Here is a 26452-nt window from a genome sequence, read left to right as displayed (position 1 = left end):
CAGTCGCAGCAGTGCGCACCAGCCTGTCCATGCGTCGAGCGCCAGCAACTAGCCGGTGCCACGAGAGCCGCGCACCGGCGTGTTGCCTGCCCAAGTTCGGCGCCTTGCTTCAGATGGTTCGACGACCTTCGATCGGATATCCAGGGTCCGTATAACCTGGCGTTGACGCATGGCCCGGCGGAACCAGACTGTCGACGAATTTTTCGTCATCGGGTCCAAGTTGCAGTTTCAGCGCTTCGACATAGCTGTCCCAATGCGCTTCTGTACGCGGACCCGCAATCGTGGCGCTGACGAGCGGGTTCCTGAGTACCCAGGCCAATGCGAAGGCGATCGAAGTCGTACTGCGTGCCGCAGCGTGGGCAGCAACCTTTTGCGCGATCGCCAGCGATTCGGGCCGCCATTCGGTCTGCTGGATCCGCTTGTCGCCGCGGCCTGCACGCGAGTCGGCCGGCGGCGGCGCATCCACCGCATACTTGCCGCTGAGCACACCCCGCGCGAGCGGGCTATACGGAACGACGCCGATGCCATAGTGTGCTGCGGCGGGCAACTGCTCGACCTCCGCGGTACGGTCGACCATGTTGTACAGAGGTTCGCTGGCGACCGGCCGATCGATGCCGAGTTGATCGGCAAGACGCACGATTTCGGCGATGCGCCATCCGCGGAAATTCGATACGCCGAAATAGCGGATCTTGCCCTGGCGGATCAGATCGCCGATGGCACGCACGCCTTCTTCCAGCGGAGCATCGATCAATGCACGATGGAAGTAGAGGATGTCGATGTAGTCGATGCCCAGACGCTTCAGGCTCGCTTCGACTGACTGAACGATCCACTTGCGCGACTGCCCCTGTTCATTCGGGCCCTGCGACGTCGGAAAACCGAACTTCGTCGCGACGACCCAACTGTCACGCCGATCCGCAATGGCGCGACCCACGATCTCTTCCGAACGCCCTGCGTGATAGACGTCGGCCGTATCGATGAAATTAACGCCCTGATCGAACGCCTTGTCGATGATGCGTTTCGAGGTCGCCTCGTCGGTCTCTCCGCCGAACATCATTGCACCCAGGCACAAGGGCGAAACCTTGAGGGCGCTTCGACCCAGATATCGATAATCCATTACTTTTCTCCGTGCAGGCTGAGCCTGCGGTTCATCATTTGCGAAGCTGCCGCCCTGAATGTTGAGTCAGGTGAGATGATAGGCAGGCCCTGTCTATTGATAAAGCCCACGAAACCGCAAGCTGTCATGAGCCACATTCATGAATGCGCGCAGGCTGGTTGGTCGCTTCGCGCCGCTCACGCACGGTGACGCAGCGCGTCGATGACGAGGACCATCGCTCGTGAAGACTCACGACGGCTGGCGTAATAAGCGTGCAAACCCGGAAAAGTAGGGCACCAGTCTTCAAGTACCCAGATGAGGCGACCTGACGCGATGTGCGTCTGTACCAGATCCGCGGGGACGTACGCAAGACCGTACCCCGATAACGCCGCATCCAGCATCTGATAGGTTCCGTTGAAGGCGAGCTGACCCTCTACCCGCGCCTGCACTTCACGATTCCCTTTTTTGAGCTCCCACGCGTAGAACGCGCCAAGCGTCGGCAGACGCAGATTAATGCAATTGTGCGTCGTCAGGTCATGCGGAGTCTTTGGCCGTGCCCGCTTTTCCAGATAGGCCGGCGAGCCGACGATCGCCATACGCATATCCGGCGCAATGCGGACCGCGATCATGTCTTTTGCGACCTGATCGCCGTTGCGAACACCGATGTCAAAGCGGTCCGCAACGATATCGGAGAGACCATAGTCCGTGATGATTTCAACCTTGATTTCCGGATACTTGCGAAGGACCTTGGACAATCTGGGCCAAAGGATTGTCTTGGTCGCGTAGTCGGTTGCGGTGATGCGAATGGTGCCAGCGGGTTTATCCCGAAGCTCGGTCACGGCTGTCAGCTCCGCTTCGATCTCCTCGAAGCGGGGCGCGACCGTCTGGAGAAGACGTTCGCCTGTCTCGGTGGGGGACACGCTGCGTGTAGTGCGAGTCAGAAGCCGAAGGCCGAGTCGGGTTTCGAGCGCGCGGATCGTATGGCTCAACGCGGATTGGGACACACCCAATTGCGCGGCCGCGCGAGTGAAGCTGCGCTCGCGCGCAACGGCAATGAAGGCAAGCAGATCGTTAAAGTTTTCGCGCCGCATTGATGAACCCGTCTCATAGGTGTTTGCTGATTTTAGCGTCTAGTCACACGCGATCGCGATGTTTAAATTCATATGAGATGACGCAACTGGCCTTCTATACCGGTTGGCCAAACGTCTTTTCCGCGCTGCCGGTCGTTAAGGATGTGCTGGAGAAGCATCCCAATTAGCGAGCGCATGACGCGGCCCGATCGCCGCTATGGCGGCAACCCAGCCACGTCGAAGATCAACCCCGGCAAGGTCCTTTCCTCGACCATGGCATTCGACGTGGTTTCCTGGGCATCGATTGATCGTGCCTGGAGTCAACGGGCACTCAAGGCGTGCGCAAGCGGTACGTGGCGTGCTCGGAGGCTCGTAGTCCAGACCGGCTGTTCACGTGCCGCTTCAACGGCGCCGTGCGCCGGTCCGTCGCGCGGTAGACTTCCGGGAACAATCTCGCTACCGGCTATTTGACGCGATATGGACCGAATCGACGCAATGAAAGTGTTCGTTGCAACGCTGGACGAAGGCAGTCTGGCTGGCGCGGGGCGCCGGCTTGGGCGCTCACCCGCGGCGGTGAGCCGGGCGATCGCCTTCCTCGAAGAGCATACCGGCACGGCCTTGCTCCATCGCACGACAAGGACCATCAAGCTGAGCGAAGCGGGCGAACGCTACGCGTCTGCCTGCCGACGCATCCTGACCGACCTCGAAGAAGCCGATATGCTGGTCGCGCATGAACGCTCGGCGCCGCGCGGTCTGCTGACGATAACGGCACCGGTTGCCGCCGGCGAGGATCTGCTGCGGCCGATACTCGACGAGTTTATCGAGCGCTTTCCAGCCGTCTCGGTACGCCTGCAACTGCTCGACCGGCCAGTCAGCCTGATCGATGAGGGAATCGACGTGGCGCTGCGCATCGCCCATCTGGCGGATTCGACGCTGATCGCGATACCTGTGGGCGAAGTTCGACGTGTCGTTGCCGCTTCCCCCCAATACCTGGCCAAACATCCCCGCATCGACGAGCCGGCCGATCTCGCCCACCATCCAATCATTTCGATGACGCATTTCGGGCTGGACTCATGGACCTTCCCGACATCGAGCGGCTCACCGATTCCTCAGGTCGTGCAGTTCACGCCGCGTTTCATCGTCAACACGATCCGGGCGGCTGTCGCCTCGACGGTTGCCGGCCACGGCGTCACGCGAATGTTCTCCTATCACATCGCCGATGAGGTCAAGCAAGGATCGCTGAAGATCGTCCTGCGCGATAGCGAGCAGGCGCCGCTGCCGGTCCATCTGCTGACGCCGCATGGACGCCTTTCGGTCCCGAAGGTGCGCGCCTTTGTGGATTTCGCCGCGCCGCGTCTGCGCCGGCACTTCAAGCAACTAGCGCGCATTACCGATACCGATTGAATCGCACATCGGAAGAATGTCTTCCGGGCGGCGGCGATTCTCCCTCAAATCGATTCAATCTAGACTGGCTCCATCAAAGGTGAGGTACCTGACGGGTACACAGTCCAGTGGAGGCAGTATGCGATCCGCAGTCTTGAGTGAATCAGAACGGTCGGCGCTCCAGCCGGCACCGCCCGGTTATGCAGAACGCAACGAGAACTACTGGCGACGCAATCTGGCTGTCTGCGTGTTCGGTTCGTTCACCACGCTGGTCAGCCTGAGCATGCTGTTGCCGTTCCTGCCGCTCTACGTCCGCCAACTCGGTGTCGAATCCCAGTCGGCGGTCATCGAATGGTCGGGGGTCGCGTTCGGCGCGACGTTTCTCGGGACGGCCGTCACCGCGCCGCTCTGGGGACGTCTTGCCGATCGCTACGGTCGCAAGCCTATGCTCGTTCGGGCAGCGGTGGGCATGGCCGTGGTGATGTCGTTGATCGGCGTCGCCCATACGGTTCATCAACTGGTTGCGCTGCGCTTGATCGCGGGGCTGGTGGGTGGCTACGCGTCTGCCTCCACCGTCATGGTCGGCACTCAGGTGCCCCGCGACCGGGCTGGCTGGGCGTTGGGAATCCTCTCGACCGGCGCTCTCGCGGGCAATCTGATTGGACCGTTGGTCGGCGGCCTGTTGCCGGGGTGGATCGGGATTCGCGGCACCTTCTTCGCCGGCGGAGCGATGATCGCAGTGGCGGCCCTGCTCACGATCTTCGTCGTGAAGGAGGATTTCCATCCGGCCGACGCTAGCGGTCGTGCAGCCAACGAGATCGCAGCGGCGGCTCGTCGCACGAATTATGCTGTCGTTGCTGCGCTGCTCGCGACGGCGATGATGGTGCTGCTCGCGAATATGTCGATCGAGCCGATCATCACCGTCTACATCGGGGGCATGGGCGTTCGAGCCGATCACGTGACTCGCATTGCGGGCGTAGTCATGGCGTGTTCCGCGTTAGGCAGCATGTTGACGGCGGCCCGGCTTGGAGCGCTGGCCGACCGCATCGGTAGCTGGAACGTCATCATCGGCTGTCTGGTGCTCACGGGTCTCACGATGATTCCGCAGGCCTTCGTCGCTCAATGGTGGCAACTGGGTGGACTGCGGATGCTGATGGGCATGACCCTCGCCGGGCTCCTGCCTGCTATCTCCAAGCTGGCCAGACATTCTGTAGATGAAAGCAAGACTGGCCAAATGCTCGGCTATCTGCAATCCGCCCAGTTCAGCGGTCAGGTCATCGGTCCTGTGATTGGTGGCCAGATCGGTGTGTATCTTGGACTGCACTCGGTGTTTTTCGTCACGGGCACCTTGCTGATCGCCTGCGCGGGCCTCGCCCAATGGGCGCGGACGCGCTAACCGTCGACGCGCTACGCTCTCAGTCTTTCCACCAGGAAGTCGACAAAGCTGCGTACCCGCGACGACAGATGACGGCCATGCGGATAGAGCAGCACGAAGGGTCGTGAACAACCGCCATACGGGGTGAGCAGCTCCTTGAGCGTGCCTTGTGCGAGGTCTTTCTCGACCACGAACCGATAGGTCTGGAAAATGCCGGCGCCATGGCGCGCCAGCGTCACCCCGGCCAGCACGTCGCCCGATGAACCGTAAGCGCCACGCGTGACGATCTCGACCGGCTCGCCATCACGCTTGAACAGCCAGGGGATGGTGCGGCCGCTACTCGGCAACTCATACTGGATGCAGTCGTGATGGACCAGATCCTCCGGCGTTTTGAGTTTTGCGGCTTTGCGCAGATACGAGGGCGACGCCACCACCACCAGCTCCGCATCTTCGAGCTTGCGCGCGATCAGACCGGAGTCCTGCGGCGCACGACCCCGAATCGCGAGGTCGAAGCCTTCGTCCGCAAAGTCGACGTTGCGGTTGCTCAGATGCGCGTCGACAGTGACAGCGGGGTAACGTTCGCGGAAGTCTGCAAGCAGCGGTAGAACGCGGTAGTGACCATACGGCGTAGGCATGCTGATCCGCAGCACGCCAGCCGGCGTCGTCTGCTGGCCGGTCGCTTCGCGCTCTGCATCGGCAAGCTGAGTCAGCGCCAGCCGGCATTGTTCGAAGTATCGCCTGCCTTCGTCCGTCAGCCTGATCTGTCGGGTTGTCCGAACAAACAGCCGGATACCGAGGCGTTTCTCGAGACGCGCGACCGCACGGCTGACGGCGGCAGGCGTGACGCTTGCGGCAGTTGCGGCGACAGTGAAGCTTTCCGAGTCGGCTGCGAGACAGAACAGCTCGATACTGCCTAGAGCGAGATCTTCAAATTGACGCTGCATAGCGGTCAAATCCTTTCCATGGAGTAGTGACTGTTTTGCTTGTCCGTCGGTTGACCGGTCACGCTCTCGAGACGAACATTGCCACAAACCTTATTTGAAGGGGAATAGATATGACGAACGAGACAGGCAATCGAGCGCTGCTGCGTTTGCTGGGCATCGAAAAGCCGATCATTCAGGCGCCCATGGCCGGCGTCAGTACGCCCGCACTGGCGGCCGCCGTATCCAATGCAGGTGGTCTGGGTTCATTGGGCGTTGGCGCAATGAATGCTGAAGGCGCGCGTAAGGTCATCAAGGAAACACGCGCACTGACCGGGAAGCCCTTCAACATCAACGTTTTCTGTCATCGACCGGCGGCGGCAGACGAAGCGCTCGAGCGGCAATGGCTGAACTGGCTTGGGCCGCAATTCGAAAAATACGGGGCTACGCCGCCTGCGTCGTTGTCGGAGATCTACACCAGTTTTGTGGCAGACCCGGCGATGCTCGAGGTTTTCCTCGACGAGAAGCCGGCGATCGTCAGCTTTCATTTCGGCTTGCCACCTGCCGAAGTTATCGCTGATCTGAAAAAGGCTGGAATCAGGCTGCTGGCCTCCGCAACCAATCTGAACGAAGCGGCGCAGGTCGTGGCGGCGGGTGTCGACGCGATCGTTGCGCAAGGTATCGAGGCGGGCGGACATCGCGGTGTGTTCGACCCGGACGCTCCCGACGATCGCCTGGGCACGTTCGCATTGACGCGCCTGCTCGTGAGGGAATTCGATCTGCCGGTGATCGCTTCCGGCGGCATCATGGACGGCGCCGGGATCGCTGCGGCACTGGCGCTCGGCGCCCATGCCGCTCAGCTCGGCACGGCCTTTGTCGCCTGTCCGGAAACATCGATCGACGAAGGTTACCGTCGTGCGATTCTTGGGGAGTCTGCACGGCACACCACGTTTACCGCGGCAATCTCGGGACGGATTGCGAGAAGCATGGTGAACAGGTTCACCGAACTCGGCGGCGACGCGACGGCACCGAAGCCGCCCGCTTATCCGATTGCATACGATGCCGGAAAAGCGCTTCACGCCGCAGCCAAAGCCAAGGGGGAATTTGGCTACGGCGCGCAGTGGGCAGGGCAGGCTGCTGCTCTCGCGAGGTCGTTGCCTGCGGCTGACCTGTTAGTCGAGCTGGAGAACGAGATGAAGGAGAGCATCGGGCAACTGCAGCAGTTTGGCGGCTGAGGACTTGCTTACGCGCGTGTATTTGGGGCGGCGGCGTAGCGCCCGGGCCATGAATGCCGGCTTCAGCCCGATAAATCTGACGGAGGAAACGGACTGTGCGAGTCCATCCAGTCATACGAGTCGGTGCTGTGCGCCCACGCCCAGTTCGGGGCTGGCGCTCGCTTGCTGTCGTGCGCCTGCGAGGTCCGGCTCGACGGCCAACGCGCGTTGCCTTCAATACTCACACGGCCTTTGTCACCGTTTCCGTGGAAGCTCAAGGATTCGTACTTCATTGCATATTCCTTTGTGATGAATTGCAACGGACTGGCTACCGGGTAGGGCATCAGTCCTGGTGCAGTGACTCGCATTCCAACGACGCCGCAACCAGCGCTGCAAAAGACTCCAACGCTTTAACCGAGCCGTACACCGTCTGGTATTCCTGACGTCCGATTTTTGCGTCGAGAACAATCGTCATACCTGCTTTTCGAGCCATATCGAGGATGTCCATCTCATGCTCCACGCCGAAGAACTGTGTGACTGACCGGGCGCGCTGAAATTAGCGCGCCCTTGATTCTCAGTCTAAGCATTCCGCGGTGGACATCAATGAGGCGCGCCGGAATTCACAGTTCGCGGTTCGGCAACAATCAATCCCGCGCTTCGCGCCGGCACCGCCTCAGTGATCAGCCCGGTTCGAGTCCGCGCTGCTTGCGATACTCGAGTGCCGGCAGTCCGCCCCAGCCCCAGTTTTCCGTTTCGACTTCCTGGATGACGACAAAGGTGGCTTCGAGGGGTTTGTTCAGCACGTCGAGCAGCAGGTGACTCACGCCCTTGATCAGTTGGGCCTTTTCCTCTGCTGTGACCGACGTTGCGCCGGGCCTGGTGCCCTCGCGGGTCACCTGAATTGTGACGATAGGCATGTCGCTCTCCTTGACCGTGATCGATGAAAAGGAGCGCCGGCCAGCGGCGCCCGCAGGTGCTTAGTGGCCAGCGCTCTGACCGCCGTCGACGTGCAGGATCTCGCCTGTCACAAAGGGCGCCGAGTCCAGATACAGCACGGCGTTCACGATATCGCTCATCTCGCCCATGTGACCGATCGGATGGAGTGCGCCGAGCGCCTCGTGCGTTTCCGGTGCGTGCATCGGCGACTTGATGATGCCGGGCGCAACTGCGTTCGCGCGGATGCCGCGCCTGGCGTATTCGATCGCGAGGGACTTCGTGGCTGCGTTCAGACCGCCCTTGGTCAGCGAGGCCAGGACCGAAGGCACGCCATCGATCGCGTGGTCGGCCAGGCTGGTCGTGATGCTGACGACGTGGCCGCTCGACTGCTTCTCCATTTCAGCGATCGCGAGCTGTGTGATGTGGAAGAAACCTGCGAGGTTCACGGCCGTAATCGCTGCGTAGTCTTCAGCCGTGTAGCCCGTAAAAGGCTTGGCGACGAAGATGCCGGCGTTGTTGATCAGCGTGTCGATACGGCCGAAGCGTGCCACGCCTTCGGCGATCACGCGGCGGGCGGTGGACGGGTCGGCGATATCGCCCGCCACCGCGAGAATGTTGGGATCTTCTGACGGCTTGATGCTTCGTGCCGTTGCGACAACGCGGTGACCGCGTTCGCGCAAGGCCTTGACCAACTCCGCACCGATGCCTTGCGATGCGCCAGTAACGACTACGACTTTTTGCGACGTGCTCATGGTGAACCTCCAGATGAATTGATTCGGCTTCCTTGCCGGTTGGACCGGTGGCGCCGATGGAGGTCAATCTAAACGCATTGATGCTGGGTTCGAATACCCGGCATGGACAAACAGTAATGCGTGGTGAGAACAAATCAGGCGCGCGCCTCGATGGATTCTTCTCGTTGCGGAAACCGCGCGAGTGTCTCGCACTTCCGATTAAATCGCGTCCGATGTATAATGTGTTTTTCACGAGACATCCGTCTTGTGCAGACGAGGGCGCCGATGAAAGCTACCACCAAGGAAGACTCCACGAACCCGAAGCTGGCCGATTTCCTGTGCTTTGCCGTCTATTCGGCGAATCTGGCTTTCGGCAAGGCGTACAAGCCGATTCTCGAGGAGCTTGGGCTCACCTATACGCAATACATCACGATCATTGCGCTATGGGAGGAAGACGATCAGACCGTCAGCAGTCTGGGCGAGAAGCTGTTTCTCGAATCGAACACGCTCACGCCGATCCTCAAGAAGCTCGAAGCGATGGGTTATCTGCAACGGCAACGCGACCCTGCCGACGAGCGTCAGGTGCGGGTCAGCTTGACGAAAAGCGGCCGGCGGCTGCGTGAAAAAGCGTTGGACATGAACCTGTTTGAAGCCTGCGGGTTGACATCCGATGAGTTCGCTAAAGTGCAGAAGTCGATCGTCACGCTTCGCAACAATCTCGTCAGGACCGTGCACGAGCAGGAATGATTGTCTGTGCACGAGCCGCGCAGGTCGGAATTGTCCGGAGACAACGCCGTCTGCGTTTCTCCGGAATCGCACGAATAAACGTCGAGCGTCCACGCGTGCGGCGGACGTCGAACGAATAGCCGAACGGTTCGATACCCTGTCCGGCCACAGACGTCATTCCTTCTGCGCGAGCAGCTTCTGGATTGCCGACTCAGTCTGTGCATAATCGCCTTCGCCGAAGTGGCTGTAGACCACCTGTCCTTTCTTGTCGATCAGATAGAACGCCGGCCAGTACTGATTCATGTAGGCGTTCCACGTCGCGTACTGATTGTCCTGCGCGACGGGAAAACGTATGTCGAAACGCTTGATGGCAGTCCTGACGTTGTCGGTGTCGCGTTCGAACGGGTACTCCGGTGTGTGCACGCCGACCACTGCCAGACCTTGGTCCTTGTACTTCTGATACCAGCTCTTGACGTAGGGCAGGGTATGAATGCAGTTGATACACGTGTAGGTCCAGAAATCGACCAGTACCACTTTGCCCCGCAATTGCTGCATGGTCAGCGGGTCGCTGTTGAGCCACTTCTCGACGCCGCTGAATTCCGGGGCGATATTGCCGCTGCCCGGCGTAGCGGCGATTGCGGCACTGCTCGTGGCCGCGATGGCGAGAAACATTGCTGAGGCAGTGAGGGTCTTGATTCGCGAGAGCATGTCAAAGTCCTTTCAGGGAAGGGAAGAAAGTGGAGATCCAGGCGTAGGCGAGGACGTCGTACTGCAGGTAAATCGCAAGCGCGGTCAGCATCACCAGTACGCCGAACAGTTGCTGAAGACGTTGCGCGTGGCGCGCCACCAGCCGGATGTGACGGGTCATGTACTGTCCGCCGTAGATGATGGCGAGCATCGGAATGGCCGCGCCGATGGCATACAACGTCAGCAGCAGGGCGGACCATTTGAGATCCTGCGCCTTGACCACGAGGACCAGGATCGATGCAAGAACTGGCCCCGCGCAGGGCGTCCATACCGCGCCCAGCGACATGCCGAGCACGAAGCCACCCGCATTACCGCCAGGGGGCTGAATGCCGGTTGCGTTGACCAGCTTTTCGTACACGGGCTGCACGATGCGCGCCACTAGCCACTCGTAGGGGCGAGGCCACAGGCGCAGCAGGCCAAACAGTGCCAACAACGCGAGGGCGGTGTCGCGTAGCGCCTCTTGCGCCACGTGAACCGTGCTGGAAACCGCGCCCAGCATCATCGCGAAGGTCGCGAATGTCAGAATGAAGCCGGCCATGATGAAAAGCGGCCGCGTACGGTCGGGACGGTCGACGGAGGTGCCGAGCAGAATCGGCATCACCGGGAGGATGCAGGGCGAAGCAATGGTGAGCAGCCCGGCCAGCAACGAGAGCGGCGTTTCGAGGAGGTTGTGCACGATGGGCGTTCCTGTGATTGGCATGGCTGCATTGGAACGTCCGGACGTATCTGGCTTGTGTCCGTCATGCCGGGCGTGTGCAATGTTTTGTATCTGTACAGCGTCCAGATACATTGCGACACAAACCGACGCAGGCGTTGCGCTATAAAGCGGACGTCACCTCAACGCGGAGAGCCATATGAGCGCCGATACATTGCATGGGTCCTGTCACTGTGGGGCCGTCAAATTCGAAGTCCGCACCGCCGTCGTTCCCGCGGCGCGTTGCAATTGCAGCCTGTGCCGCCGTAAGGGCGCATTGATGAGTCCCACGTTCGCCACGCACGAACTGAAGATTCTGAGCGGCGAAGACGCGCTCACGCTGTATCAGTTCAATACCCGCGTGGCAAAACACTACTTCTGCAAACATTGCGGAATCTATCCGTTCCATCAGACACGCAAGGACCCGAAGCTCTGGCGGGTCAATATCGGTTGCCTGGCAGGTGTCGATCCTTATGCGCTCGACGCTGCCGTGGCCGACGGCGCGAGTCTCTCTGTGGTGGAAGACGCATGAAACGTCTGCTGGCAATTGTTGCGTTCCTCGCGGGCGGGCTGGCGGCGGAAATTGGCCATCCGGTGTACTGTTCGCTCATATCGGCGAGCCGCGTGCAGGCGAAGCGCCGCAAGGAATGAACCCATGTCCGAAAAGACCGACCACATCCTGATCGTGGACGACGACCGCGGCATCCGCGAACTGGTTGCCGCCTACCTGGAGAAAAACGGGATGCGCGTCTCGCTGGCCGCCAACGGCCGCGAGATGCGCAACGCTCTCGAGTACGGGGTGCCCGATCTGATCGTGCTGGACCTGATGCTCCCGGGCGAGGACGGACTCGTGCTCTGCCGCGAGCTGCGTGCAGGCAAATTCCGCTCGGTGCCGGTATTGATGCTGACCGCGCGCAGTGAGGAGACGGACCGCATCGTCGGCCTGGAAATGGGCGCCGACGATTACCTCGCCAAGCCCTTTGCGGTGCGCGAACTGTTCGCGCGCATTCGGGCCGTGCTGCGCCGCGCGCGCATGCTGCCGCCCGGCATGCAGGTCGCGGAGGCGGCTCATATGCTGGCTTTCGGGGACTGGCGGCTCGATACCACGGCGCGCCATCTGCTCGACACGGACGGCACGATGGTCGCGTTAAGCGGGGCAGAGTACCGTCTGCTGCGCGTATTCCTCGACCATCCGCAGCGGGTATTGACGCGGGATCAACTGCTCAATCTGACCCAGGGCCGGCAAGCCGACGCATTCGACCGCTCGATCGACTTGCTGGTCAGCCGGCTACGTCAGCGGCTGCAGGACGTTGCGCGAGAGCCGCGTTACATCAAGACGCTGCGCAACGAAGGATATGTGTTCTCGGCGGCGGTGACCGCCATCGAGGAGCCGCAATGAAGCTGCTTCGGAGATGGCACTGGCCCCGCACGCTGTTCGCGCGCCTCGCGTTGATACTCTGCGTCGGCTTGGCGCTCGCGCAGACGCTGTCGTTCTGGCTCACGATGACCGAACGCGATCAGGCCACCACGAACATGATGATGGGTTACATCGAACGCGAGGTGGTCAGCTCGGTGGCACTGCTCGATCATCTGCCCGCCGGCGAGCGCGCCGAATGGCTGCCGCGGCTCGCGCGGCGCAGCTACCGGTTCATCCTCGGGCCCGGCATTGCCGGCAGCCCGGTCGATGCGCAGCTCTCTGAGCGCGTCGCGCAATCGATCGCGGATGGCGTCGGCAAAGCGTATCCCGTGACGGCGAATACCATTCCCGGCAAACCGGAGCATCTGCAGGCGCATTTGAAACTGAGCGACGGCACGCCGTTGACTATCGACATTCACCCGATGTCCGGTGTGCCATTGTCGGGTTGGCTACCGCTCGTGCTCGCGTTGCAGTTAGCGGTGCTCGCCACGTGCTGCTGGCTCGCGGTGCGGCTCGCAACGCGCCCGCTGCATCAGCTCGCGCAGGCGGCGGATACGCTCGGACCGGACCTGAAGGCTGCGCGCCTGCCCGAAAACGGCCCGTCCGAAGTCGCGCGCGCGGCGAGGGCGTTCAACGCGATGCAGGACCGCATCGCGACGTACACCGCCGAACGCATGCAGATTCTCGCGGCCATTTCGCACGATCTGCAGACGCCGATCACGCGTATGCGGCTGCGGGTCGACGTGATGGACGACAGCACGCAAAGCGCAAAGCTGCGCCAGGATCTGCTGGAAATGGAAGAGCTGGTGAAGGAGGGCGTCGCTTACGCGCGAACGCTGCACGGCACCGCGGAGGCGCCGTGCCGTATCGATCTCGACGCGTTGCTCGATAGCCTCGTTTGCGACTATGTCGATGCCGGCAAGGACGTCGCGTTCGCGAGCCGCCTGCCGATCACCGTGGTCACGCGGCCGCAGGCATTGCGCCGGGTCGTCGGCAACCTGATCGACAACGCGTTGAAGTTCGGCGGATCGGCAGCAATCGAAGTCGCAGGGCTGCCGGACGGCGGCGTCAGCATCGCCGTGCTCGACCACGGCCCCGGCATACCGGCGGAATCGCTCGAAGCGGTATTCGAACCGTTCTACCGGCTGGAAACGTCGCGTAATCGCCATACCGGAGGCACCGGGCTGGGGCTCGCGATCGCGCGCCAGCTGACCCAGGCGATGGACGCAACGCTATCGCTGCATAACCGGGCCGGCGGCGGCCTTGCGGCGACGCTGATACTGAAGGGCGCGCTGAAGGCGCCGGTTGCCTAACCGTTCTGGTCGGGCGGATGACCGAGGCAGGAAAGCGGTGAGCCACGCTCTCGCCGTTGAAATACACTTTCACAAGGAGAAGTTCTCACGTCCGAAATGGTTGACATGCATCGCCGACGCATTCTGGGCACGGCGGCCGTGGGGCTCGGTGTGCTCGAACTGGGTTTTGCCGGCCTCGCGCGTGCGCAAGATGCCGCGAAGAGGCTGCCCGCTACAGTTGCAGCAGCGGGGCGGCCCGACGCGTCTTTCAAAACCATCAAGCAGGTCAATGCTGGGCTGTTGAATATCGGCTATGCGGAAACCGGTCCGCAAAACGGCCCGGTTGTCATCCTGTTGCATGGATGGCCATACGATATTCACAGTTACGTCGACGTTGCGCCGTTGCTCGCAGCTTCCGGCTACAGGGTGATCGTTCCTCATCTGCGCGGTCACGGTACGACGCGCTTTCTCGATGCCAGTACGTTCCGCAACGGTCAGCAGGCGGCCGTTGTACTCGATACGATCGCGTTGATGGATGCGCTGAAAATCGACAAGGCGATCCTCGCCGGCTATGACTGGGGCTCCCGAACGGCCTGCGTCATTGCAGCACTATGGCCTGAACGGTGCAAAGCCATCGTGTCCGCCAACGGTTACATCGTCAACAATCTCGAGTTCAACAGGCACCCGATGCCACCGAAAGCCGAACATGCGAGGTGGTATCAGTTCTATTTCGCGACTGAACGTGGCAGGGCGGGGCTCGAGGCCAACCGGCGCGATCTGGCGAGAGTCATCTGGAAGGAAAATTCGCCGAAGTGGAATTTCGACGATGCGACGTTCGAACGCAGTGCGGCGTCGTTCGACAATCCCGACTACGTGGCCATCGTGATACACAACTATCGTTGGCGATTGAGCCTCGCGGATGGCGAACGGCAATACGATGTGCTTGAGCGGCGCCTGGCCGAAGGTCCCGTCATTACCGTGCCAGCAATCACGCTCGATGGTGACGCGAACGGCGTGGCGCCTGCAACGGACGGCGCCGGCTACGCAAGGAAATTTGCCGGCAGATATGCGCACCGTATTGTCAGCGGTGCGGGCCACAACCTGGCGCAGGAAGCGCCAAAGGCCTTTGCCGACGCGGTCATCGAAGTCGCGAGCTACTGACGCGGCAAGCCTGACTCTGGAAGGACGCAAATGCATGCGATGTAATCGCATGCATTTTGAATGGCAGTTCCGGGTTGTTTGAAGTGCTCGTAGGCAAAGTTATTGGTTTGACAGCCGTTCATATCTCCGCACTGTTCTCGCCTCGAAAGCGGCCCCCACGGTCACAACTGCCTCTTTTCTGGGGCCCGGATCTTGCCGGGATTCGCGCCACCCGGCCCCAACGACGCCACGCTTGCAGCCAACCCGCGCGTCACGGCGGCCATGCGCCCATAGTCGAGCGTCGCTGGGACATCGTGAGCGGTATGGTAGTGCGGGTTGCGCAGGTAGGCGGTGTCGGTCACCATGGCGGCCGGATAGCCGTGGCGCCAGAAGGAAGAATGATCGCTCAACGCGACCCCTGGCACCCACCACGGCAGCGCCGCTGCTTCGAGCGGAAAATCGGACGAGGCCTGGAACGCGTCGACGAACCATCGCAATTGGCGCGCCGAGCGAAGATTGGAGACGAAACCGATAAAGTTGCCGCACGCTGGATAGAAGTAACGCAGCAAAGGCGGATACCTTTGGGTACCCGGCTCGTCCCGGTAGTAACCGAGCATCTCGAGCGAAAGCATCAGGCGAATGCGATCCCCGCGCAGCCGCGCGGCTTTCGCGTACCTCAGACTGCCCATGTCGCCACGGAAGAAGAACGGCGCTTCCTCGTTCACGAACGCAACGCAGCGCACGGTGTACCGAGGCGAGAGGGACTGAAGCATGCCCGCGATCTCGAGGAGCGCGGCGACGCCGCTGGCGTTGTCATCAGCGCCAGGGCTGTTTCGCACGGTGTCGTAATGCGCGCCCAGCACAATGATTTCGTCAGACTGAACGCAGCCTTCGAGCGCAACTTCAATATTGGCACAGGGAACCCCTCGCACCTGGTAGTCCTGATGCGTCACTGTACGGCCAGACCTCGTCCACTGCTGCACGATATAGCCGGCTGCCGCGTGCAGCGCGTCCGGCCGGAACACGTTGCGTTCGCCGATGTCTTCGGCGAGAACCTTCACATGGCGTTCCAATGCCGCAGCGAGGTCCGGGACGTGCGCAGTCAGCATGCGATTCTCTCCACCCGTTCATGAACGAATACCGCCATTGAAGCAGGAAACGGCTACCAGCGAGCGTAACTCCAGGAGCGATTCATGTCTCGAATGTGCGCCGCTTCGAGCGGCGACGACGATATTGCCCGCATTGCAATCGGCGAGTCGCTTGAGCAGGTCCGGGCCGAACGCCACGGCGGCGCCACCGTGGCGTAAGCGCGGACCGGGCACGGCGCTATACTGTGGGCCCGTTCACCGCTCCACAAGCCGGCGTGGCGATACGTCGAAACGGCGTTCCTGTACGGCGCTTGACGAACGTGACCGCTTGCCGGTGCAAGGCCCGAAAATTGGCTGATCACGATCTGGAAAGGCTGAGAATCGACCGGCCGTCGGCCGGCACTGTCCCGCGGCGGCGCAGCTGGATCCGTTACGCGGTCATCGCGCTGCTCATCGCAGCGGTGCTCGGCGTTGCCGCCAGGCTGGCCGGTCCGCCGGCGGTCGAAACGGCGACCGTGACATCCGCTTACCCGTCGCAGAGCTACACGCTGCTCAATGCCACGGGTTACGTCGTGCCGCAGCACAAGGCCGCGGTTGCATCGAAGGCGCAGGGCCGTCTCGAGTGGCTCGGGGTACTGGAGGGCACTCACGTGAAAAAAGGCGAGGTGATTGCCCGGCTCGAAAGCGCGGATGTCGAGGCAGCGCTGGCCCAGGCGTTGGCGCAAGTGAAAGTGGCGCAGGCGAGTCTTGAACTGCAAGTTGCCGAGCAAAAGAACGCCGAAGCCAATCTGCGCCGCTCCGCAATACTGGCGCCCAAGGGGGCTATACCGGCAACACAATACGATGCCGATCTTGCCCGCTACGACAAGGCCAAGGCGTCGATCAACAACAGCAGGGCCACCATCCTGTCGGCGCAGGCCAACGCCCGTGCCGCTCAAGTCGCTGTCGATCAGACGGTGATTCGAGCGCCATTCGATGGCGTGGTGATCGAAAAGCATGCGAACGTGGGCGACAACATCACCCCCTTTTCGCAGGCATCCGACAGCAAGGGTGCGGTCGTGACGATCGCCGACATGGAAACGCTCGAAGTCGAAGCGGACGTGGCGGAGTCCAACATAGCCAGAATCAATGCGGATCAGCCGTGCGAGATCCAGCTCGACGCGCTGCCCTATCTGAGACTGGCAGGCCGGGTCTCGCGCATCGTGCCGACGGTGGACCGCTCGAAAGCGACCGTGCTGGTCAAGGTGCGTTTCGTGGATCGCGATGCGCGCGTGCTTCCGGACATGAGCGCAAAGATTGCGTTCCTCTCCAGACCGGTTCCGCCGCAAGAAAAGCAGCCCGTTGTCGCGGTGCAGCCCGCCGCGATCGTCGAGCGCGAAGGCAAGAAAGTGGTCTACGTGGTCAAGGACGCCACAGTGCGGGAGGTAGCTGTCACGACGGGCGCCAGGATCGGCGAGCTCGTCGCGGTCAATGGCGTGAACCCGGGCGACACGCTCGTACTGGCTCCGAACGAGAAGATCAGGGACGGCGCCAAAGTGACTTTGGCGAAGAAATAGCGTGAGTACCGCACCGCTCGTCGAAATTTGCAACGTCGCGAAATCCTACCGACGCGGAGCCCAGACCGTGCCAGTCCTGGCCAACATCTCGCTAGGAATCGGAGAGGGCGACTTCGTCGCACTGATGGGCCCGTCGGGATCGGGCAAGAGCACGCTGCTCAATCTGATTGCCGGCATCGACAGGCCGGATAGCGGCGAGCTCCGGGTCGGAGGGCTCGACATCACGCGACTTCCGGAAGCGGCGCTGGCCGAATGGCGCGCGGCCAACGTCGGCTTCATTTTTCAGTTCTACAACCTGATGCCCGTGCTCACCGCTTTCGAGAACATCGAGCTGCCGCTGATGTTGACTCATTTGACCCGGAGAGAGCGGCGTGAGCGCGTTGGGCTGGTGCTCGACATGGTGAACCTGGCCGACCGCATGCACCATTACCCTTCCGAGCTGTCCGGCGGCCAGCAGCAGCGCGTCGCCATCGCTCGCGCGCTCATCACCGATCCGACACTGATCGTGGCAGACGAACCGACCGGCGACCTGGACCGTGCGTCGGCGGAGGACATTCTTTCCATGATGCAACGGCTCAACAGAGAGCTCGGCAAAACCATCATCATGGTGACCCACGACGCTCACGCTGCCGGCGCGGCGAAGGCGCTCGTGCATCTGGAGAAGGGGGAGCTGAGCGATGGAAAGATCCGTTGAACTGGGTTGTGGTGCTGCGCCATGTACCTGCTGAAGCTGATCGCGAGAAACGCGCTGCGACACAAGCTGCGCACCATTCTGACCGTGGTGGGGCTGACCATCGCGGTGCTAGCCTACGGGTTGCTGCACACGGTGGTGGACGCCTGGTATGCGGGGGCCGCCGCAGCCTCGAATGCACGGCTCGTGACACGCAACGCCATCTCGCTCGTCTTCCCCTTGCCTCTGAGCTATGAAAACCGTATCCGGGGCGTCGACGGGGTGACACTGGTGGCTCGTTCCAACTGGTTCGGGGGTATCTATCGCGAGCCCAGGAACTTCTTTGCGCAGTTCGCGGTATCGGACAACTATCTCGACCTGTACCCGGAGTTTGTACTGCCGGCGCAACAGCGCTCCGATTACCAGCGTGATCGCAAGGGGTGCCTCGTAGGACGGCAACTCGCGAGCCAGTTCGGATTCAAGTTGGGCGATGTGATTCCGATTAAAGGCACGATTTACCCCGGCACCTGGGAATTCGTCGTTCGCGGCATTCTGGACGGACGGGACGAAACGACGATCACGCGTCAGTTGCTGTTCCACTGGGAATACCTGAACGAAACCGTGCGCAAGACGACGCGCCGGCAAGCGGATCAAGTCGGTGTTTACGTCCTGGGCATCTCGAACCCGGATGATGCCGCCGCGATTTCGCGCAGTGTGGATAGCGTCTTCAAGAACTCGCTTGCTGAGACCCTCACCGAAACCGAGCAGGCGTTTCAGCTTGGCTTCGTTGCCATGTCGAATCAGATCATTGCGGCGATCCGCGTCGTATCGTATGTGGTGATCGTGATCATCATGGCGGTGATGGCCAATGCTATGGCCATGAGTGCGCGCGAGCGTACGGTCGAGTACGCAACGCTCAAGGCGCTCGGCTTCGGGCCCACGTTTCTGGCATTTCTGGTTTTCGGGGAGTCGATCGCGATCTGCGCGATCGGCGGCAGCCTCGGCATTCTCGCCACGCCGCCGGCGGCGAGCCTTTTCAAGCAAGCTACCGGCGGCGTGTTCCCCGTTTTCAACGTATCCGTCGAAACGATCGAGCTGCAGGCAGCATGCGCGCTCGCCGTCGGATTCGCCGCCGCCATCGTACCGGCGTTGCACGCGGCGCGGGTTCGTATTGTCGAAGGCCTGCGGGCAATCGGTTAGAGGTTCCTGTGGCGATTCCGCTTGCTTACATCGCGCGCAACCTGTGGACACGTCGGCTGACCACGATGCTCACAGCCGGCGGGCTGGCGCTGGTTGTGTTCGTGTTCGCCACGGTGCTGATGCTCGACGCGGGCCTCAAGAAGACCCTCGTGTCCACCGGCGAACACGACAACGTGGTGGTGATCCGCAAGGGTGCGGAAACCGAGGTGCAGAGCGCGATCGACCGCAACCAGGCAAGCATCATGGAAATGCATCCGTCGGTGGCCATCGGCGAGGACGGGCGGCCACTGGCGTCGAAAGAAGCCGTGGTGCTCATCTCGCTCGTGAAGAGCGGCTCGAACAAACCGTCGAACGTGGTCATTCGTGGGGTCTCGCCGACGGGCCTGGGCTTGCGTCCACAGGTGAAGCTGGTGGCGGGACGCATGTTCAAAGCCGGGTCGTCCGAGATCATTGTCGGGAGCAGCGTTGCGAAGGGCTTCAGCGGGACGCAGATCGGCGAGCATTTGCGTTTTGCCCAGCGTGACTGGACCGTTGTCGGAACCTTTGACGCCGGCGGCAGCGGCTTCGACTCGGAAATCTGGGGCGATGTGGACCAGCTCATGCGGTCGTTTCGCCGCACCAGTTACTCGTCGATGGTGGTGCGCCTCGCGCAGACCAATCTCTTCGACCGCTTCAAGGCAGACATCGATGTCGACCCACGGCTTGCCGACGAAGCGAAACGTGAGCAGGCGTTCTATAGCGATCAATCGAAGGCGCTATCGACGTTCATCAACATTCTGGGCTTTACGCTATCGATGATTTTTTCGATCGCTGCGATGATCGGCGCGATGATCACGATGTATGCGTCGGTGGCCAACCGGGTTGCGGAAATCGGCACCTTGCGCGCACTGGGTTTCAAACGCGTCAACGTGCTCGCCGCGTTTCTCGTCGAGGCCATGCTGCTCGGCCTCGTGGGGGGGACGGCCGGGCTTGGCTGCGCGGCGTTGATGCAGTTCGCCTCATTTTCCACCACCAACTTCCAGACCTTTGCCGACCTTTCGTTCCGCTTCATTCTGACCTCGGCAATCGTGGTGAAAACGCTTGCGTTCTCGGTAGCAATGGGTCTCATCGGCGGGTTCCTTCCTGCCATGCGTGCAGCGCGCATGAACATCGTCGATGCGCTGCGTGCACGCTGAAGGCGGGCGCCCCCTGCAACCGGCTCGTGCAGGGCTGCCGTCAGGATGCACAAAGCTCGAGGAGCGCCTTGCCGTCGGTCACCGGTGCGGCGCACGTGCGGTTTCGGCACACGTAGGCCGTTGGGCGGCCCTTGACCGGGTGGCGCTCCCGGCCAATCGGCACGTCTTCGGCAAAGGCCAGCACGCGCGCGGGGAGGTATGCGCGGTGTACGCTTGTTACCAGTGCGGCGGCGCCCGATTTGTCGCCCGCAAAGATGATCTCGAGTGGGTTGCGTTGCGCGAAGTCCCGGGCGGCAAGGAAGTGCGCGAAACCGGCCGGCGCCTTGGCGGCTGCGGCCTCGTATCGCCGCAATTCGTGCTCGGCGCGGTCACGATAGAGATCGTGGCCGGTAAGCTCATGCAGGCGCAAGAACGCAAATACGCTCGTTGAGATGCCCGACGGCCACGCATTGTCGTACGGCGCGCGCGGCCTGTGCACCAATGGCTCGCCGTCACACGGTGTGAAATACAGCCCGTCCTCCCAGAACTTGTCGAGGATGAGTGCCGCGAGTTCGACGGCCCGATCGAGGTAGCGCTTGTCGAAGCATGACTCGTACAGGTCGAGCAGCGCATTGGACAGGAAGGCGTAGTCTTCGAGAAACCCCGCCACCTTGGCTCTTCCGTCGTTCCAGGCACGGTACACGCCGCCGTCGGGCAGGGTCAGCTCGCTCTGGATGAAACTGGCGGCACGCTGTGCTGCGCTGAGATACTCGAGGCAGCCCGTTGCCTGGAAAGCGGCACAGAGCCCTTCGATCATCAGGCCGTTCCAGCCGGTGAGAATGTTGTCGTCGCGCGCCGGGCGCACGCGTCGGCCGCGCGCCGCCAGCAACCGCTCGCGCCAGCCCGCCAGACGCGCTGCTTGCAGCGCATCCAGCTCGACCGCACGCTGGAGCACTGTAGCACCGTGTTCGAAGTTGCCGTGTTCTGTCACACCGTAGGCCTGGCACGCCATTGCACCGTCGGAATCGCCAAGGACTGCTTCGATCCCGGCGACTGTCCAGACATAGAATTTGCCTTCCTGGCCTTCGCTGTCGGCATCTTCGCCGGCGTAAAAGCCGCCACCGGGGTGCGTCATGTCGCGCAAGACGTAGCCGATGGTTTCCTCCACGACGCGGCGCCAGGCCTCTTTGCCGGTCAGCCGGTAGGCGTCCGCGTACAGCTTCACGAGCTGGCCGTTGTCATAGAGCATTTTCTCGAAGTGCGGCACAGCCCAACGCGCGTCGACACTGTAGCGGGCGAATCCGCCGCCGAGCTGGTCATAGATGCCGCCAGCCGCCATGTGGTCGAGCGTGCGTTCCACTGCGTCAAGCAGCGTGGGCTCGCCGCTTCGATGATAGACGCGCAGCATGAGGTCATAACAGCTCGGGTTGGGAAACTTGGGGGCGCCGCCCAGCCCGCCATGAACCGGGTCAGTGTTCCGTGCCAGGGCGCGGGCTGCCTCTGCTGGCAGATCCCCGATACCGGTGGCTTCGCCGTCCAGATTCGCTTGATCGAGCTGTCGGAACCCCTCCCGAAACTGCGCAATAGTGTCGCGCAGCTCCTCTCGCCGATGCCGCCAGGCTTCGCTCAGACTCATCAGCACGCGCCCGAGCCCGGGGCGGCCATAGCGGTCGTCCGGCGGGAAGTAGGTGCCGCCGAAAAACGGCTCTCCCTGCGGCGTGAGGAACACGGTCAGCGGCCATCCGCCTCCTTGTCCCATCATCTGGCTGACTTGCTGGTAGATGTCGTCGATGTCGGGACGCTCCTGCCGATCGACCTTGATGCTGATGTAGCGCTCGTTCATCAGGCTGGCGATACGCGGATTCTCGAAGGATTCGTGCGCCATCACGTGACACCAGTGGCACGCGGCGTAGCCCACGGAGAGCAGGATCGGCTTGTCTTCGTCGCGGGCGCGGCGAAATGCCTCTTCGCTCCATGGATACCAGTCCACGGGGTTGTCGGCGTGTTGTCGGAGGTAAGAGGAGGTTTCGGTGGCGAGCCGGTTTGTCATGGCAGTCTCCAGCCGGGCTTACGCGCGGGTCGTCATGACAAATGTCGCTCAGAGCCGTGCGCTGTGCAAGTGCGCGGCTGGCGGGTTTCTGGCCGACACTGCCGTGCGTGCATGGGACCGGGGCGCACGCTCATGGCGGCAGCATGAGCGTGCCGTGCAGGCACACGCCCTCCGGCCTCGATCACCGTTCGCTTCGTGCTATGGGGGATTGCCTGGGCGGCGAGGGGAGCCGGCGCGCTCTGTAGGGTCAGGTCGTGATCGTGATCCTCGCGGTGGTTGCGGCATTGGCAGTATTCTTGAGGCACTATAGGTGACCCCAGAAGGCTTGCGGTGTGCGGGTACTGCACGGCGATACTGAGATAACAACATGCCGACTCCACGCAAACCGCGACTCCGTGCGCTCCGCGTGCGTCCTTCGCTATTTCCATGACATCCGCGCAAGCGCGGCGCCAGAATGGATCTTGGTCCACCTGTCGGTATAGGAGGATGTATGCGCATACTGGTCGTCGGAGCGACAGGGCTCCTCGGAAAGGAAATCGTCCGCCTGCTGTCGGCGGATCACGACGTGATCGGTGCGAACCGCAAAGGGTCGGCAATTGCCGTTGATATCTCAGACAAGGAGTCGATCGTCGCGATGTACAGGCAGGCGGTGCCGTTGGATGCGGTGGTTTGCGTTGCCGGCACCGCAAGATTCGCGCCGCTCGATACGCTCGCCGACGGCGACTTCGCGTTCAGCATCGCGAACAAGCTAATGGGGCAGGTGAATCTGGTGCGCTGCGGCATGGCGAACGTCACGCGGGGAGGCTCGATCACGTTGACGAGCGGCGTGCTCGCGCAGCACCCGATGCCGGGCGGCGCCGCGGTAAGCATCGTCAATGCCGGCGTGGAAGCGTTCGCCCGCGCGGCGGCGCTCGAACTGAAAGGCTCGCTGCGCGTGAATGTCGTCAGTCCGGGCTGGGTGGCCGAGACGCTCGAGGCGATGGGGCGCAATCCGAACGACGGGGTGCGCGCATGGGTCGTCGCGCAAGCCTATCGCAAGTGCGTGCTCGAAGATATCACCGGGCAGGTCGTGTCGGCGACGCACTGACGCCAACCATGTCGGATCGCTTCTATGCGGTGCCCGATCTCATCGCGGATGCTCAGGCCCGGTTCGACGCACTGACGAATTACGCAGTGACGCTGTGCTCGACGCCGTCTGTCGGCGAACCGGTCGAAGTCCGCTATCGCTACAGGAAGCCAGGATTCATCCGGATGGACTTCATTCGCCCGCATGCGGGCGCCGTCCTCGCTTATAGCCCGGATACGGGCAAGGTGATGCTCTGGCCCTTCGGCTTTCATACGTTTCCCAGGCTTGCGCTTGCACCCGACAATCCGATCATTCAGGGGCCGAACGCGCACCGCATCGACCGGTCCGATCTCGGCGCGCTGCTGACGAATGTCCGTGAGCTTCAGCGCCTTGGCGAAACGCAATTCGCGGGCCACGAGGCCGTCGGCGCGCGCCGAGCCGCGCGTCTGGTTGTCACGGGCGCGCCGGGGCACGACGTGGCCGGCGTTGGCCGCTATCAACTGTGGCTCGACGTGACGACCGGCTTACCGATCAGGGTGATCAGCGCAAACGGGCAAGGCGAGTTGATCGAAACCGTGCTGATGGACGACTTGCGCGTCGACTTGCCTGAAATCGAGCCGTTTCTCTAGGCTAATCGCCAGCGTGAGCAGCACGAAAATCACGGTGCCCCGGAACGGCCTGGGAGATCACGAGCGGCGTCTAAACCATCCCGTGAGCGACATGCGCTCACGCGTCGCAGGCAGTACTTCGTGCAGCATGTCGGCGGATAGAAACACTGCGAGCCGGCTGCCGACTGGCAAGATGTCCTGCGTGCTCAAGCCTTCAGGATGTAGCCGCAACGCGCCGCCGTGCTCCGGCAGCCAGTCCGCATTCAGATAGACGATGACGGACACCGTGCGGCTATCGTCATCGCGAAATTGATCGCGATGTCGCTGATACGAAGCGCCCGGGGCGTAGTATGCGAAGTGGCTTTCGTACTCTTCGAGTCCCAGAAAGAGCCCGCGATTCAACGCAATACGCAGCATTTCCATGATCGCGAGATACCGGTCGCGGGCTTCGGACTGGCCCGCCTCCAGCCACTGAATCCGGTCGCCGCGCACGTCGGGCTGAAGAGAACGTGCCGCGCCCTGGCCGACAAGCGCCAATGTGAGCGCTCCGGCCGTCGCAAGCGCTGCACATTCCAACGCCAGCGCGAGCGTCAAATCCGGCGGAAAAAAATTGTCCTGTTCCGACCAGCCATGGTCACGAATGGCATCCACGATACGTCGATGCTGTTCATCTCCGGTTGCATCGAAGCGCGCCGGCGAGTGTGATCGGGTCACTGCTTGTTCCTTCGAACGAAGGTGCTGGGTGGAAATTCGAACGACCGTCCGAGGCGGGTATCGGCAAGGGGGCTTGACCTGAGCGAATGATAGTAGCACCGACTTCTTACGGGGCCTGTGGCTGGCTCTCCACGTGGGCTACGGCAAGTGCCTCGCGATTGAGCCGGATTACGCGGACGCAAACTACAACCTTGCAAGACTCAAGGAACTTCGAGGGGACAAGCAAGGCGCGCTTCGACACTACAACGCGTACCGCCGTATCCAGGGCTCTTGAACATCGCTGTCAGCAGATGAGCGCGCTGGTTTGTGAAGTTCGGAATGAGTTGTCGGCGTTCATTTATTGAACGCCGAGCTCATCAACGTGCGAAGTTCAGGCGACTACGACTATTACTCGCCGGGATCTGGATCGTCTTTACCACCACCGTCACCACCACCCTCAACGGGAGGATCAGTTACATCAGTTAATTCAGGCGGGGGAGGTGCAGTTACAACTGCAACGGGTTCCTCACCTGGCTCCGGCATGGGGTCGCCAGATAGGGATGGCTCGAGTCCCGGGGTTACGGGGTCGACTACCGTGTCCATCGGGTCGATTACTGGATGGGGCACAGGCGGGTCATCCCCCGGGTTCACGGGGTCGATTGTCGGAACTGGGCCAGCGGACAAACCATCTTCGTCATTCGTAGTCATGTCAAACCTCACAAGGTTTACGTTCGATTTCCGTAAGTACCCCCGGAGATTCTTTCAAAAATGCAATGCGCGTCGCCGACGTCGGTCCGAGCCATCGCCGGCATTCCTGCACAGCGTGAGCGAGCAAGCAGTTTCACACAGTTCGTTGGATAAAAACCGCGAGGCCTTGGCCTACTCGATGCCGGTGTGTTGCCTAACGAACGAACGGGATTTGGCCCCTTGGGTCGAGAACGGACGGTCGCGACAGGCCGGGTTCGGCCAGGAACAGCCATTTGCCCGACGCTTTGCCTGGACGTTCCGACGGCTGATCTACAATGGTAAGCAGCCGCTCGGGTCCCCGCGCCTGATACTGACTTGCAGTATCAGGCCCCATGTATGTGCCTAATCTGGGCACATAGCCCGAGGTCCAAAGGAAGATGGAAGCGTGGCGAATCGAGTACACACCGAGCGGCCACACAGTTCGCTCGGCTATCTTACGCTTGGGCAGTTCGCCCGGGCGCATGAATCAACCCAGCAGTTTTTAACCTCGGACTCTAACTGCAGTTCGGACTAAACCCGGTGGCGGGTCACGACCGCCTCATTCGCGCGCTGCACGTAACAGCGAGCACCCGCTGGTGGGAGGCTGGTCTGTGAGTGGCGATGGAGACAACATGTGACGTCGGCTGACGTCGATCCGAAAGAGCTGTCCCTGGTCGCTAGAAGAGGCGACCGCGAAGGCCGCCGGCCTCGAGCGCGCGCTGTGCATCGGCGGTCTGCTCGGGCGCGTATTCCCCTGCAACACGCAGCTTTATCTCCGCGGCTGCGACCATGTCGCGGAGCAGTTCGAGCCATTCGGTACGTTCGAGCACCTCGAGCACAAACACCTGCCTGATCTCAATTCCCCGTTCGGCGGGCTTGTCTCCTCAGCCGCGAACCGGGATG

At 61.9% G+C, this 26452-nt stretch carries 27 protein-coding genes; 15 read left to right on the top strand and 12 right to left on the bottom strand.

The annotated features are described in order from the left end of the window. Nucleotides 1-109 precede the first annotated feature (109 nt). Together WN982_RS11260 and WN982_RS11255 are read right to left on the bottom strand one after the other, a co-directional pair. Complete coding sequence (locus WN982_RS11260) at nt 110-1114, bottom strand: aldo/keto reductase (protein WP_341312093.1); 1005 nt, start codon at nt 1112-1114, stop codon at nt 110-112. A gap of 176 nt (nt 1115-1290) precedes the next feature. Continuing rightward, nucleotides 1291-2184: a LysR family transcriptional regulator gene (locus WN982_RS11255; RefSeq protein ID WP_341312092.1), complete on the bottom strand. Its 894-nt coding sequence runs from the start codon at nt 2182-2184 to the stop codon at nt 1291-1293. Between the two features lie 456 nt (nt 2185-2640). On the opposite strand from WN982_RS11255, the gene WN982_RS11250 reads away from it, so the two are divergent. Both WN982_RS11250 and WN982_RS11245 read left to right on the top strand, forming a co-directional pair. Then, entirely contained in the window at nt 2641-3567 is a 927-nt protein-coding gene (locus WN982_RS11250; RefSeq protein WP_341312091.1) for a LysR family transcriptional regulator, read from the top strand. A 118-nt stretch (nt 3568-3685) separates the two neighbouring features. Then, the gene (locus WN982_RS11245) at nt 3686-4942 is read left to right on the top strand and encodes an MFS transporter (RefSeq protein WP_341312090.1); all 1257 of its coding nucleotides are present in this window, start codon (nt 3686-3688) and stop codon (nt 4940-4942) included. Between the two features lie 11 nt (nt 4943-4953). Here the strand turns inward: WN982_RS11245 and WN982_RS11240 are convergent, their stop codons facing one another. Beyond that, nucleotides 4954-5865 carry a LysR family transcriptional regulator gene (locus tag WN982_RS11240; RefSeq protein WP_341312089.1) on the bottom strand — a complete coding sequence of 304 codons (912 nt, stop codon included), beginning with the start codon at nt 5863-5865 and terminating at the stop codon, nt 4954-4956. A 110-nt stretch (nt 5866-5975) separates the two neighbouring features. Here WN982_RS11240 and WN982_RS11235 point away from each other — a divergent pair, with 110 nt between their 5' ends. Then, the gene (locus WN982_RS11235) at nt 5976-7076 is read left to right on the top strand and encodes a nitronate monooxygenase (protein ID WP_341312088.1); all 1101 of its coding nucleotides are present in this window, start codon (nt 5976-5978) and stop codon (nt 7074-7076) included. A 322-nt stretch (nt 7077-7398) separates the two neighbouring features. On the opposite strand, the gene WN982_RS11230 is transcribed toward WN982_RS11235, so the two are convergent. From WN982_RS11230 to WN982_RS11220, 3 genes are all read right to left on the bottom strand, one after another. Continuing rightward, nucleotides 7399-7563, bottom strand: coding sequence for a hypothetical protein (locus WN982_RS11230; protein WP_341312087.1), 165 nt, complete (start codon nt 7561-7563; stop codon nt 7399-7401). A 172-nt stretch (nt 7564-7735) separates the two neighbouring features. After that, on the bottom strand, nt 7736-7972 hold the full coding sequence (locus tag WN982_RS11225; protein ID WP_341312086.1) for a 4-oxalocrotonate tautomerase family protein: 237 nt from the start codon (nt 7970-7972) through the stop codon (nt 7736-7738). Nucleotides 7973-8032: 60 nt separating this feature from the next. Beyond that, a complete protein-coding gene (locus tag WN982_RS11220) occupies nt 8033-8743 on the bottom strand; it encodes an SDR family oxidoreductase (RefSeq protein ID WP_341312085.1) in 711 nt (236 codons plus the stop codon). Between the two features lie 264 nt (nt 8744-9007). On the opposite strand from WN982_RS11220, the gene WN982_RS11215 reads away from it, so the two are divergent. Next, complete coding sequence (locus WN982_RS11215) at nt 9008-9469, top strand: MarR family transcriptional regulator (protein ID WP_341312084.1); 462 nt, start codon at nt 9008-9010, stop codon at nt 9467-9469. Between the two features lie 153 nt (nt 9470-9622). On the opposite strand, the gene WN982_RS11210 is transcribed toward WN982_RS11215, so the two are convergent. Together WN982_RS11210 and WN982_RS11205 are read right to left on the bottom strand one after the other, a co-directional pair. Beyond that, a complete protein-coding gene (locus tag WN982_RS11210; protein ID WP_341312083.1) occupies nt 9623-10156 on the bottom strand; it encodes a thioredoxin family protein in 534 nt (177 codons plus the stop codon). Nucleotide 10157: 1 nt separating this feature from the next. Continuing rightward, nucleotides 10158-10871, bottom strand: coding sequence for a cytochrome c biogenesis CcdA family protein (locus WN982_RS11205; RefSeq protein ID WP_341312082.1), 714 nt, complete (start codon nt 10869-10871; stop codon nt 10158-10160). A gap of 178 nt (nt 10872-11049) precedes the next feature. Here WN982_RS11205 and WN982_RS11200 point away from each other — a divergent pair, with 178 nt between their 5' ends. From WN982_RS11200 to WN982_RS11180, 5 genes are all read left to right on the top strand, one after another. Next, nucleotides 11050-11421: a GFA family protein gene (locus WN982_RS11200; RefSeq protein WP_341312081.1), complete on the top strand. Its 372-nt coding sequence runs from the start codon at nt 11050-11052 to the stop codon at nt 11419-11421. Beyond that, the gene (locus WN982_RS11195; RefSeq protein WP_341312080.1) at nt 11418-11540 is read left to right on the top strand and encodes a hypothetical protein; all 123 of its coding nucleotides are present in this window, start codon (nt 11418-11420) and stop codon (nt 11538-11540) included. The genes WN982_RS11200 and WN982_RS11195 overlap by 4 nt, the downstream gene beginning before the upstream one ends. Before the next feature lie 4 nt (nt 11541-11544). Next, the gene (locus WN982_RS11190; protein ID WP_341312079.1) at nt 11545-12288 is read left to right on the top strand and encodes a response regulator; all 744 of its coding nucleotides are present in this window, start codon (nt 11545-11547) and stop codon (nt 12286-12288) included. After that, on the top strand, nt 12285-13619 hold the full coding sequence (locus WN982_RS11185) for a HAMP domain-containing sensor histidine kinase (protein ID WP_341312078.1): 1335 nt from the start codon (nt 12285-12287) through the stop codon (nt 13617-13619). Before WN982_RS11190 ends, WN982_RS11185 begins: the two co-directional genes overlap by 4 nt. 105 nt (nt 13620-13724) lie before the next feature. Beyond that, nucleotides 13725-14759 (top strand): alpha/beta hydrolase, encoded by a 1035-nt coding sequence (locus WN982_RS11180; protein WP_341312077.1) that lies wholly within the window; start codon nt 13725-13727, stop codon nt 14757-14759. A gap of 161 nt (nt 14760-14920) precedes the next feature. Here the strand turns inward: WN982_RS11180 and WN982_RS11175 are convergent, their stop codons facing one another. Further along, nucleotides 14921-15847, bottom strand: a complete 927-nt coding sequence (locus tag WN982_RS11175) for a M28 family peptidase (protein WP_341312076.1) — start codon at nt 15845-15847, stop codon at nt 14921-14923. A gap of 329 nt (nt 15848-16176) precedes the next feature. On the opposite strand from WN982_RS11175, the gene WN982_RS11170 reads away from it, so the two are divergent. From WN982_RS11170 to WN982_RS11155, 4 genes are read left to right on the top strand one after another with little or no spacing between them, the layout of a single operon-like run. Next, nucleotides 16177-17382 (top strand): efflux RND transporter periplasmic adaptor subunit, encoded by a 1206-nt coding sequence (locus tag WN982_RS11170; protein ID WP_341312075.1) that lies wholly within the window; start codon nt 16177-16179, stop codon nt 17380-17382. 1 nt (nt 17383) lies between these two features. Then, nucleotides 17384-18076 (top strand): ABC transporter ATP-binding protein, encoded by a 693-nt coding sequence (locus WN982_RS11165; RefSeq protein ID WP_341312074.1) that lies wholly within the window; start codon nt 17384-17386, stop codon nt 18074-18076. A 21-nt stretch (nt 18077-18097) separates the two neighbouring features. Continuing rightward, a complete protein-coding gene (locus tag WN982_RS11160) occupies nt 18098-19252 on the top strand; it encodes an ABC transporter permease (RefSeq protein WP_341312073.1) in 1155 nt (384 codons plus the stop codon). A gap of 8 nt (nt 19253-19260) precedes the next feature. Continuing rightward, nucleotides 19261-20427, top strand: a complete 1167-nt coding sequence (locus WN982_RS11155) for an ABC transporter permease (protein ID WP_341312072.1) — start codon at nt 19261-19263, stop codon at nt 20425-20427. A gap of 40 nt (nt 20428-20467) precedes the next feature. Here WN982_RS11155 and WN982_RS11150 read toward each other — a convergent pair whose 3' ends face one another. Next, on the bottom strand, nt 20468-22456 hold the full coding sequence (locus tag WN982_RS11150; RefSeq protein WP_341312071.1) for a thioredoxin domain-containing protein: 1989 nt from the start codon (nt 22454-22456) through the stop codon (nt 20468-20470). A gap of 490 nt (nt 22457-22946) precedes the next feature. Here WN982_RS11150 and WN982_RS11145 point away from each other — a divergent pair, with 490 nt between their 5' ends. Further along, nucleotides 22947-23543, top strand: a complete 597-nt coding sequence (locus WN982_RS11145) for a short chain dehydrogenase (protein WP_341312070.1) — start codon at nt 22947-22949, stop codon at nt 23541-23543. Nucleotides 23544-23551: 8 nt separating this feature from the next. Next, nucleotides 23552-24151, top strand: coding sequence for a DUF1571 domain-containing protein (locus tag WN982_RS11140; protein WP_341312069.1), 600 nt, complete (start codon nt 23552-23554; stop codon nt 24149-24151). 57 nt (nt 24152-24208) lie between these two features. Here WN982_RS11140 and WN982_RS11135 read toward each other — a convergent pair whose 3' ends face one another. Continuing rightward, entirely contained in the window at nt 24209-24844 is a 636-nt protein-coding gene (locus WN982_RS11135; RefSeq protein WP_341312068.1) for a 2OG-Fe(II) oxygenase, read from the bottom strand. A gap of 1382 nt (nt 24845-26226) precedes the next feature. Further along, on the bottom strand, nt 26227-26394 hold the full coding sequence (locus tag WN982_RS11130; protein ID WP_341312067.1) for a hypothetical protein: 168 nt from the start codon (nt 26392-26394) through the stop codon (nt 26227-26229). Nucleotides 26395-26452: the final 58 nt, after the last annotated feature.

This window comes from Paraburkholderia sp. IMGN_8 (assembly GCF_038050405.1).
Classification (GTDB): domain Bacteria; phylum Pseudomonadota; class Gammaproteobacteria; order Burkholderiales; family Burkholderiaceae; genus Paraburkholderia.
This window is presented reverse-complemented; position numbering and strand designations above follow the sequence as displayed.

Coding starts and splice junctions, on each gene's coding strand:
- WN982_RS11260 (WP_341312093.1), bottom strand. CDS start 1,114: ATGGATTATCGATATCTGGGTCGAAGCGCCCTCAAGGTTTCGCCCTTG.
- WN982_RS11255 (WP_341312092.1), bottom strand. CDS start 2,184: ATGCGGCGCGAAAACTTTAACGATCTGCTTGCCTTCATTGCCGTTGCG.
- WN982_RS11250 (WP_341312091.1), top strand. CDS start 2,641: ATGGACCGAATCGACGCAATGAAAGTGTTCGTTGCAACGCTGGACGAA.
- WN982_RS11245 (WP_341312090.1), top strand. CDS start 3,686: ATGCGATCCGCAGTCTTGAGTGAATCAGAACGGTCGGCGCTCCAGCCG.
- WN982_RS11240 (WP_341312089.1), bottom strand. CDS start 5,865: ATGCAGCGTCAATTTGAAGATCTCGCTCTAGGCAGTATCGAGCTGTTC.
- WN982_RS11235 (WP_341312088.1), top strand. CDS start 5,976: ATGACGAACGAGACAGGCAATCGAGCGCTGCTGCGTTTGCTGGGCATC.
- WN982_RS11230 (WP_341312087.1), bottom strand. CDS start 7,563: ATGGACATCCTCGATATGGCTCGAAAAGCAGGTATGACGATTGTTCTC.
- WN982_RS11225 (WP_341312086.1), bottom strand. CDS start 7,972: ATGCCTATCGTCACAATTCAGGTGACCCGCGAGGGCACCAGGCCCGGC.
- WN982_RS11220 (WP_341312085.1), bottom strand. CDS start 8,743: ATGAGCACGTCGCAAAAAGTCGTAGTCGTTACTGGCGCATCGCAAGGC.
- WN982_RS11215 (WP_341312084.1), top strand. CDS start 9,008: ATGAAAGCTACCACCAAGGAAGACTCCACGAACCCGAAGCTGGCCGAT.
- WN982_RS11210 (WP_341312083.1), bottom strand. CDS start 10,156: ATGCTCTCGCGAATCAAGACCCTCACTGCCTCAGCAATGTTTCTCGCC.
- WN982_RS11200 (WP_341312081.1), top strand. CDS start 11,050: ATGAGCGCCGATACATTGCATGGGTCCTGTCACTGTGGGGCCGTCAAA.
- WN982_RS11195 (WP_341312080.1), top strand. CDS start 11,418: ATGAAACGTCTGCTGGCAATTGTTGCGTTCCTCGCGGGCGGGCTGGCG.
- WN982_RS11190 (WP_341312079.1), top strand. CDS start 11,545: ATGTCCGAAAAGACCGACCACATCCTGATCGTGGACGACGACCGCGGC.
- WN982_RS11185 (WP_341312078.1), top strand. CDS start 12,285: ATGAAGCTGCTTCGGAGATGGCACTGGCCCCGCACGCTGTTCGCGCGC.
- WN982_RS11180 (WP_341312077.1), top strand. CDS start 13,725: ATGCATCGCCGACGCATTCTGGGCACGGCGGCCGTGGGGCTCGGTGTG.
- WN982_RS11175 (WP_341312076.1), bottom strand. CDS start 15,847: ATGCTGACTGCGCACGTCCCGGACCTCGCTGCGGCATTGGAACGCCAT.
- WN982_RS11160 (WP_341312073.1), top strand. CDS start 18,098: ATGTACCTGCTGAAGCTGATCGCGAGAAACGCGCTGCGACACAAGCTG.
- WN982_RS11150 (WP_341312071.1), bottom strand. CDS start 22,456: ATGACAAACCGGCTCGCCACCGAAACCTCCTCTTACCTCCGACAACAC.
- WN982_RS11145 (WP_341312070.1), top strand. CDS start 22,947: ATGCGCATACTGGTCGTCGGAGCGACAGGGCTCCTCGGAAAGGAAATC.
- WN982_RS11140 (WP_341312069.1), top strand. CDS start 23,552: ATGTCGGATCGCTTCTATGCGGTGCCCGATCTCATCGCGGATGCTCAG.